The organism is Streptomyces sp. NPDC019443 (assembly GCF_044389785.1).
GTDB lineage: Bacteria > Actinomycetota > Actinomycetes > Streptomycetales > Streptomycetaceae > Streptomyces.
The window spans coordinates 221001-229868 of record NZ_JBIRYJ010000011.1 but is presented as its reverse complement, the minus strand read 5'-3'; the positions used below and the strand labels follow the sequence as shown (position 1 = coordinate 229868).

The following is an 8868-nucleotide window of genomic DNA, read 5'->3' as shown; positions in this document are numbered from 1 at the left end:
GTGGGTGCGGGCGCCGCCGAGGGCGCGATCGACGCGGCCTCGATCCTCAAGCCGATGCTGGCGCGGGGCGAGCTGCAGACCATCGGCGCCACGACTCTGGAGGAATACAGGAAGTACCTGGAGAAGGACGCCGCGCTGGAGCGCCGCTTCCAGCCCATCCAGGTCGCCGAGCCGTCGCTGCCGCATACCATCGAGATCCTCAAGGGCCTGCGGGACCGTTACGAGGCCCACCACCGCGTCTCCATCACGGACGAGGCGCTGGTCCAGGCCGCGACGCTGGCAGACAGGTACATCTCGGACCGCTTCCTCCCGGACAAGGCGATCGACCTGATCGACGAAGCCGGATCGCGGATGCGCATCCGCCGGATGACCGCGCCGCCGGACCTCCGCGAGTTCGACGAGAAGATCGCGGGCGTCCGCCGCGACAAGGAGTCGGCCATCGACTCCCAGGACTTCGAGAAGGCGGCCTCTCTCCGCGACAAGGAGAAGCAGCTCCTCGCCGCGAAGGCCAAGCGGGAGAAGGAGTGGAAGGCCGGCGACATGGACGTCGTCGCCGAGGTCGACGGCGACATGATTGCTGAAGTGTTGGCTGCGTCTACTGGCATTCCGGTGTTCAAGCTGACCGAGGAGGAGTCCTCGCGTCTGCTGCGCATGGAGGACGAGCTCCACAAGCGGGTCATCGGCCAGGTCGACGCCGTCAAGGCGCTGTCGAAGGCGATCCGCCGTACGCGAGCGGGTCTGAAGGACCCGAAGCGCCCCGGCGGTTCGTTCATCTTCGCCGGCCCGTCCGGTGTCGGTAAGACCGAGCTGTCCAAGGCGCTCGCCGAATTCCTCTTCGGCGACGAGGACGCGCTGATCTCCCTCGACATGTCGGAGTTCAGCGAGAAGCACACGGTTTCCCGGCTCTTCGGTTCCCCGCCCGGATACGTGGGTTACGAAGAGGGCGGCCAGCTCACCGAGAAGGTGCGCCGGAAGCCGTTCTCCGTCGTCCTCTTCGACGAGGTCGAGAAGGCCCACCCGGACATCTTCAACTCGCTGCTCCAGATCCTGGAGGACGGTCGGCTGACCGACTCCCAGGGCCGCGTCGTGGACTTCAAGAACACGGTCATCATCATGACGACCAACCTCGGCACCCGGGACATCTCCAAGGGCTTCAACCTGGGCTTCGCGGCCTCGGGCGACAAGAAGACCAACTACGAGCGCATGAAGAACAAGGTCTCGGACGAGCTCAAGCAGCACTTCCGGCCCGAGTTCCTCAACCGTGTCGACGACGTCGTCGTCTTCCCGCAGCTCACGCAGGAGGACATCCTGCAGATCGTCGACCTGATGATCGGCAAGGTCGACGAGCGCCTCAAGGACCGGGACATGGGCATCGAGCTCTCCCAGTCCGCCAAGGAGCTGCTGTCCAAGAAGGGTTACGACCCGGTTCTGGGCGCCCGGCCGCTGCGCCGGACGATCCAGCGCGAGATCGAGGACATCCTGTCGGAGAAGATCCTCTTCGGCGAGCTGCGCCCCGGTCACATCGTGGTCGTGGACACCGAGGGCGAGGGCGAGACGGCCACCTTCACCTTCCGGGGTGAGGAGAAGTCGGCTCTGCCGGACGTCCCGCCGATCGAGCAGGCCGCCGGCGGAGACAGGCCGGGCTCGGGCTCGGAGTTCTGAGCGCGTATGGGCCTTGAGTAAACCGACTGTTCCTTTGCCGCCGCGGACCTCAAGTACGTCTCGTGACCCGCGGCGGTCCGGCACGAGTCCGACTCTCCGTCCAGCGGCAAGGTCAACCTTCGTTATCGCGCGGGGTGACGTGGAACTCGAAGGGAACAGTTCCGGGGTCCAGCGCGGTCACTCCGCCGTCCACAGTCAGGACAGCACCATTGACGAAGGACGCAGCCGGCGATAGCAGCCAGGAGATGGCCTCGGCGACCTCTCGAGGATCCCCGGCGCGGCGCGCTGGCAGCAGCCGGGTGGCTGCCTCGTAGGCTTCGTCGACCTCGCCGGAGGCCAATCCAGCGTCCTCCGCGAACCGGGCCATGCGGCGGTCGGCCATCTCTGTGCGTACCCAACTTGGGCAAACAGTGTTGGCTCGCAAGCCCTGCGGCCCGTAGTCCACAGACAGCGACCGGCACAACTGCAGCAATGCCGCCTTAGATGTGGCGTACGCGGCATTGCCCACCCCGTTGCGCAGGGCGGAAACCGAAGAAACCGCGACGACAGAGCCCCGGGCCCGAAGCAGGTGCGGTAGTGCCGCGCGCATCAGAAGGAAAGGGCCGGTGAGATTGGTGCGGAGCACCAACTCCCAGTCCTCATCGGACAGCTCCCCGACACCCCCGCTGCGTCCCACTCCAGCATTGAGAACCAATCCGTCGAGTCGGCCGAATCGCGCGACGGCAGTCTCGACGAGGCGGAGAACAGCGTCCGGGTCGACGGTGTCAGCTGGACAAGCCAGAGCCCCGGTTTCCTGGGCGATGCGGTGCAACGGCTCCGGTCGTCGGCCGGAGATGACAACGTCATGTCCAGTCGCCCGAAGCAGCCGTGCAGTTGCCGCACCGATGCCCGTTCCTCCCCCAGTCACGACCACAACACGCTGATGTGTCATGTGCGTTCGCCCTCCAGGTGCCATCGGATCGGGTGACGTGATCTTAAGTGGCCGCAGACGGCGATTCGAGTCGGCAAGGCTGACTCGATTGTATCCAGCCGAAGTTGAACCTTGTACCTGCGGCAGGAACTCGACGATCACGAGTCTCGGCTCTGTCCGAGATCTTGCGATGCCGCCGGCCTGAGTTGGGCATCTACCGAGTTCGCGGTGCAAGTGATTTGGGGCGGTTGTTGCCACATTTAGCCGGTGTAGTCGTCGAGTCGATCCAACGTGCGACAGGGGGCAGGTTTCGTGCGCGACCCCACACCCCGTCGGCAACATGTTCCGGGTGCGGCGTGGCAACTCGGCTGAGCCGTACCCACTTCACCACCGATGCTTGCGCTGTAACACGCCCACAAAGACCATGCCGATCCCAAAGGACCCGCTACAGCCATCTCGCCGCTGCGGTTCCAGACATTCCGGCGTTGCTCCCTTCACCACCCCTGCACTGATGCGCTCCCCCTGCGCACCCCCACTCCACGCAAGGCATGACGTGTTGGATGCCAGGCGCCGAAGAACCAGCAGGTCAGAGCTTATTTCCTCACCGACCGAGCCCGCCCCGTGCCACCCTGTTGAACCTCAGACCTACGCATTCGGCTGCGTAGGTCATTAGCCGCTCAGAACTATCATTCCCATGGTCAAGAAACCAAGAAAACCGCAGGTCAGAAGCCTGACATGCGGTTTCCCTTGGAGCCGCCTTCGGGATTCGAACCCGAGACCTACGCATTACGAGTCAGCACGTGATCATCACGATCTTGATCCACATGACCTGATTCAAGGGAAAGTAGCAGGTCAGAGCGGGTGCGGGTGCCCGCCCTCGCTGGCCCTTGCCACATCGTTCCCGATCCTTCCGTTCCCACGAGGTTCCCATCCGTTCCCGTGCTCCGGCCCCAGGACAGTGCTGAACGGCAGCGTTGCCGATGGGAGCGGGGGGCCGATCTAGGGAGCTTCGCACCTGCATCGAGATGAACGCGAGCTCACTTCCCCTGAGCCCGGGGTCGAGCCATTGACCGTTTTCGCTGGTCAGCCGCGTCCGCCCAGACCACTCCGCCGCCTCACGTCTCCGTCCGGTGGCGCTGCGGGGGTCCATTGGGTGATGCGCTTCGGCCGCTGCGCGACCAGAACGCCGAGCAGGAACAGAGCTGACCAACGGAGGGTCGGCCCGATGCCGGAACTGCCGGGGCATCACGTTCCCCATGAATCGAAGTTCTCGATCAGCATGTAGCGCGCGTGCGTCTCCTGTTCACCTGATCGTGCCGACTCGTCCTGGGCGGTCGAATTCTTCACGGATCCGCTGGACCTCGGGCCTGATCGCGCATTCCCGAGCGTGGTCGTTGATCAACCCCATGGCTTGCATGAACGCGAACACCGTGATCGGTCCGACGAACTTCCAGCCCTGCTTCCGCAGGTCCTTCGACAGCGCGACCGAGGCCGGGGAGGTCGACATGGTCTGCGGCTCGGCCAGGTCGCCCGCGTCGGGTTCGTAGCGCCACACGAACGCCGCCAGAGATCCCTCCCGCTCGACCAGGTCCTCGGCCCGGCGGGCATTGTTGATCACCGCCTCGATCTTGCCGCGATGCCGGACGACGCCCGCGTCGCCCAGGAGACGCTCGACGTCACGCTGGTCGAACCGGGCGACGGCAGGGATGTCGAAGCCCGCGAAGGCGGCGCGGAAGTTCTCACGCTTGGCCAGGATCGTGCGCCAGCTCAGTCCGGACTGGAAGCCCTCCAGGCTCAGCTTCTCTAACAGCCGCCGGTCGTCACCGACGGGAAAGCCCCACTCGGTGTCGTGGTAAGTGAGGAACTCCGGGACAGCTCCGCTCCACGAGCAGCGCGGCGCGCCGTCGGGGCCAAGGAACGGCGCCGTCACAGCAGGAAGCCCAGCCGCTCGTCCGCCATTCCGGGCGCGATCTCGATGATCTCCGCCGTGACGACGTCCTGGGCGACGAACGGGTCGTCGTCGACCCGCTTCTGCAGTTCCTCGCGCGAGGTGTTGTGGGCGAGGACTGCGCCGCCGAGCCCTGGCTGGATGCTGCCGACCAGCAGGAAGACCCCGTCGTCCAGGCCGCGCTTGATCCACTCTTGATGGCCGGTCATGTGCTGGGAGGCGGAGCGTGAGTTGCCGGAGAACCGAAGCAGGACCACGAACATGCGATCTCTCATTTCTCGTAGGTGCTCAGCCAATCGCGCATCCGGTCGACTTCCCGCTGGATGAACGCCTCGTCGCGGAACGCGTTGGCCATGACGGCGACGCCCTGGCTGAAGACGAGCACGTGCATCGCCAGCTCATCGGCCTGCTCAGCCTGCCCGAGCAGCACGAACTGCTCACGAAGCCACACGCGGAACAGGATGAACAGGCGGCCGGCCTGACCGAGCATGGCGTGCTCCAGCTTGGCCAGCTCCGTGGTCAAGGTGCCCACCGGGCAGCCGTAGTCCTGGATGTCGGCGCGGTTCGTCAGCACGATCTCGACGTACCGCATGATGCGGCCGGCCGGGGTGGGCGCCTCGGCCTCCCACTGCGCCAGCATTCGCCGGGTGTCGTCCAAGCGGGCATCTATCACCGCGTCCAGGATCGCGTCCTTGGACTTGAAGTGGTAGTAGAAGTTGCCCCGCGACAGTCCAACGGCTCCGGCGATGTCCGCGAACGAGGTGTGCTCGTAGCCGTGGTGGTAGAAGAGCCGGTCGGCCGCCGCCACGATCTGTTCACGGGTCGCCACAGCAGTCACACCGATCCCCTTTCGTCGTAGGACAACCGACCTAGAGCACTCACCGTAGGTCGCCCGTCCTAGGCCGTCAAGTCGTTGACACCCCAGGCGTGGCCGACCTAGCGTGACGGCTCTCTAGGACAGCTGTCCTACGATGCTCGTGCCAGAAAACTGGAGCTCCTCATGCCCCTCGACTTGTTCGAGCCGTTCGCCCTGGGCGACCTCAAACTCGCCAACCGGATGGTGATGGCGCCGATGACCCGCAACCGCGCCGACGCGGACGGGTGCATTCCCGAGTTGATGGTCGCCTACTACCGGCAGCGCGCCACCGCGGGCTTGATCGTCGCGGAATCCACCACGGTCTCACCGCAGGCGGTGGGCTACCCCTTCACTCCCGGGCTGCACACCGACGCCCACGTGACCGGCTGGCGGCACCTGACCGACGCAGTCCACGCGGCGGGCGGCCACATCTTCGTGCAACTGCAGCACTGCGGCCGCATCTCCCATCCGAGCCTGCTGGACGGCGCAACGCCCGTCGCCCCCTCGGCGATGCAACCCGCCGGCCAAGCCGCCACCTACGCCGGCCCGCAGGACTTCGTGACGCCCCGCGAGCTCGGCCGCGACGAGCTGCCAGGGATCGTCGCGCAGTTCCGGCACGCAGCCGAGCTGGCGAAGCACGCGGGCTTCGACGGTGTCGAGGTCCACGCCGGCAACGGCTACCTGATCGACCAGTTCCTGCGCGACGGGAGCAACCACCGGTCCGACGCGTACGGTGGCAGCGCCGCCAACCGCATGCGCTTGCTGAACGAGGTCCTCGACGCGGTGTGCGCCGAGTGGCCCGCCGAGCGGGTGGGCGTGCGCCTGACGCCGGAGAACAGCTTCAACTCCATGTCAGATTCCGATCCCCAGGCCCACTTCGAGTACTTCCTGGGGCAGCTGAGTCCGCGCGGCCTGGCGTATGCGCACATCCTGGAGGGCGACATGATGACGAAGACGGCATCCATCGACTACCGCGCACTGCGGACGAGGTTCGCTGGTGTGTTCATCGCCAACAACGGCTACGACGTCGCGCGCGCCCGGGCAGCAGTGCACACCGGGAACGCCGACCTGATCGCCTTCGGCACGCCGTTCTTGGCCAACCCGGACCTGGTCCACCGCTACCGGGAGAACCTGCCTCTGACCGCAGCCGACCCGACCACGTTCTATGTCGGAGGCGAGGCTGGCTACACGGACTATCCGTTCCACCGAGGCGACGGAGCCCAGACACGCCACCTCGCGACCGCGACCGAGTGAGCGACCGGGCCAGCGGGGCGCGACGTATCGCAACTGGGGTGTGACGCCGCTGGTACCAGCTGGGTGACACCCTTGCCTTGCTGACAGCCAAGCCTGCCCGACCAGCACCCGCGTTCCCGCCTGGGGTCGGGCAGGAACCGCAAGAGACTGCTCCGGCCTGTACGGTCAACGGCGCCTCCCAGCCCCGAAGTCCTAGTCCCAATGCCGTGACTCTGTTGGTGATGTTCCCGGGTCATGCGGTGGCGGCGCACAGAGCGTGGAAGCGTGTTGATCGGCGGCGGGTGATTGGCGGCTCGGCGATCCAGTCGGCGACGCGGGTGAAGTTGCAGGCCAGCGCGGTCAGGACGTGCTGGACGTGGGTTCTGGGCAAGCCCCGGTAGCGGGTTCTGCGCAGGCCGCTCGTGCCGACGTAGGGCCTCGGCGTGCGGTCCACCGCACGCCGAGGCCGACGGCCGTCAGGAGTCGGCGAAGAGCTGCAGGGCGGCCCGGACAGCTCGTTCGAACGGCTCCGTGCTGCCGCTCGCCCGGCACAGCACCTGTGCCCCTTCGAGGAGGGCGACGAGCAGGGCGGCCTTCTCCTCCGCGTCGGCCGCCGTCAGCCCCGCCTCCCGCAGGGCCCGGGAGAGCTGCTCCGTCCACGAGGCGAACACCACCGCCGCGACCCGGCACAGCTCGCCGTCGTCCTCGTCCGGGGGCACGGTCACGGCCGCGACGGCGCATCCGGCGCCCTCGGCCGCCGCCTGGGCGACCGGCCGTGCGAACTCCACGAAAGCCACGGCGACATCCCCGGGGCCGGCCGCGCCGATCTCCGCGAGCCGGTCGCACACCTCGCGGCCGTGCTGCGAGACGGCCTCGACGGCCAACTCGTTCTTGCCGCCGGGGAAGTGGTGATAGATGGCGCCACGGGCCGCCCCGCTCCGCGCGAGCACATCGGTGAACGACATGCCCTGCAGGCCACGTTGGCGCAACGCGCCAACGGCGGCATCCACCATCCGGCCCCGGGTCTCCTTGGCCATCGCGTCTCGACCCTCCGCTCGCCTCTGCCCTTTACCGCTTGACTAGGACGGCCATCCTACTCCAGAGTCATTCTCGCTAGGACGTACGTACTACAGTCTCTATTCCCACCCGAGATCGAGGAGCACACCCATGCCCATCGCCGTCATCGCACCCACCGGCGCCCTCACGCCGACCGGCGAGCGGGAGATCATTCCGCAGCTCAGCGACGCTCTCATCGACGTGAGCGGCCTGACCAGCAACACCTTCTTCACGCCCATGGTCGCCGGCGCGTTGCACCTGCTCGACCCTCAGCACGTGTACGCGGGCGGGACCAACCGATCCCTCGTCCTGATCGAGCTGAAGCTGCCCGACATCGGCCTGGATTCCGTCGCAGCACGGACGGCCTTCATCGAGAGGGCCACGGACATCGCGTACAAGCTCATGGCACCGGGCCACGATCGCGACGACATCCGGATCAACGTCGTCAACGCCCCGGACGGAGGCTGGGGCATGGGCGGCCGCGCCTACACGGGCGAGCGCCTGGTCGAGGCCATCACCCAAGCAGCCGTCACGAGCCCCACCACCGCCTGACCGGCTCCCCCCTCCCCCGAGTCTGGGGAATTGGGAAACGATACGTCCGCCCTCAGCCTCGATGAGGCCGAGGGCGGACGGGCGCGGACGGGGGCAGTGGGCGTCACGGCGCCACCTCGTACGCGCCGGACAGCGCCTCGACACGCCGCCAGACCCGGGCCGAGCGCGCCTCGTCGACCACCGGGCGCCGGACTCCAAGCAGACCCTGCGCTGCACCTACCCGCAGCTTTTTCCTGAACAGGCTACGGGCCTCGATTCCGCCCGGAAGCGGGGTCGAACCTCGGCACGGACTCGCCGCCACCGAGCCGACCGCGCAGCCTTTCCACCCAGTCGTTCAAAGGAAGCGCAGTAGGTTCCGTTCGGACAGCCTGCAGGCGGGCACGCAGGGCGTCGGGATCGCGCAGTGCGCGAGGGGGCCGTGCAACGAAAACGGTCGTGTGAGGCCATGGCCCGCAGTGTGCGCCCTCTGACATCAACGACCGCCGCCAGTCCAACGGTCCTCCCTGCACCCACCATTTGATTAGCATGAACCGTATTCGAATGTCTAAAATCTGGACATAGAAGATTTATCAGAGCATCAACGTTCCCAGGATGTTCCCATTTGGACGCAGAAAAAGCCCCCCACGATCTTCGTGGGGGGCTTTCAAGGCT

Annotated in this window: 9 protein-coding genes; 3 read left to right on the top strand and 6 right to left on the bottom strand. The window is 66.7% G+C overall.

Annotation, left to right across the window (positions count from 1 at the left end; all coding sequences use genetic code 11):
- Positions 1–1662, top strand: a 1662-nt coding sequence (locus ACH492_RS29465; protein ID WP_398990821.1) for an ATP-dependent Clp protease ATP-binding subunit, incomplete at its 5' end; no start/stop codon positions are given.
- A 112-nt stretch (positions 1663–1774) separates the two neighbouring features.
- Here the strand turns inward: ACH492_RS29465 and ACH492_RS29460 are convergent.
- The 4 genes from ACH492_RS29460 to ACH492_RS29445 all read right to left on the bottom strand — a co-directional run bounded on the left by ACH492_RS29460 (position 1775) and on the right by ACH492_RS29445 (position 5358).
- Positions 1775–2593 carry an SDR family NAD(P)-dependent oxidoreductase gene (locus tag ACH492_RS29460; RefSeq protein WP_398990819.1) on the bottom strand — a complete coding sequence of 273 codons (819 nt, stop codon included), beginning with the start codon at positions 2591–2593 and terminating at the stop codon, positions 1775–1777.
- A 1282-nt stretch (positions 2594–3875) separates the two neighbouring features.
- Positions 3876–4502, bottom strand: coding sequence for a DNA-3-methyladenine glycosylase I (locus tag ACH492_RS29455; protein ID WP_398990818.1), 627 nt, complete (start codon positions 4500–4502; stop codon positions 3876–3878).
- Positions 4499–4783: a YciI family protein gene (locus ACH492_RS29450; RefSeq protein WP_398990816.1), complete on the bottom strand. Its 285-nt coding sequence runs from the start codon at positions 4781–4783 to the stop codon at positions 4499–4501. Before ACH492_RS29450 ends, ACH492_RS29455 begins: the two co-directional genes overlap by 4 nt.
- 8 nt (positions 4784–4791) lie before the next feature.
- A complete protein-coding gene (locus ACH492_RS29445) occupies positions 4792–5358 on the bottom strand; it encodes a TetR/AcrR family transcriptional regulator (protein ID WP_398990814.1) in 567 nt (188 codons plus the stop codon).
- 162 nt (positions 5359–5520) lie between these two features.
- Here ACH492_RS29445 and ACH492_RS29440 point away from each other — a divergent pair, with 162 nt between their 5' ends.
- Positions 5521–6630, top strand: a complete 1110-nt coding sequence (locus ACH492_RS29440; RefSeq protein ID WP_398990812.1) for an alkene reductase — start codon at positions 5521–5523, stop codon at positions 6628–6630.
- A 232-nt stretch (positions 6631–6862) separates the two neighbouring features.
- Here the strand turns inward: ACH492_RS29440 and ACH492_RS29435 are convergent, their stop codons facing one another.
- Both ACH492_RS29435 and ACH492_RS29430 read right to left on the bottom strand, forming a co-directional pair.
- On the bottom strand, positions 6863–7000 hold the full coding sequence (locus ACH492_RS29435; RefSeq protein WP_398990810.1) for a hypothetical protein: 138 nt from the start codon (positions 6998–7000) through the stop codon (positions 6863–6865).
- A gap of 85 nt (positions 7001–7085) precedes the next feature.
- Positions 7086–7646: a TetR/AcrR family transcriptional regulator gene (locus tag ACH492_RS29430; protein WP_398905826.1), complete on the bottom strand. Its 561-nt coding sequence runs from the start codon at positions 7644–7646 to the stop codon at positions 7086–7088.
- Between the two features lie 130 nt (positions 7647–7776).
- Between ACH492_RS29430 and ACH492_RS29425 the strand changes: the two genes are divergently transcribed.
- The gene (locus ACH492_RS29425) at positions 7777–8217 is read left to right on the top strand and encodes a hypothetical protein (protein ID WP_398990808.1); all 441 of its coding nucleotides are present in this window, start codon (positions 7777–7779) and stop codon (positions 8215–8217) included.
- The last annotated feature ends 651 nt before the right edge of the window (positions 8218–8868 follow it).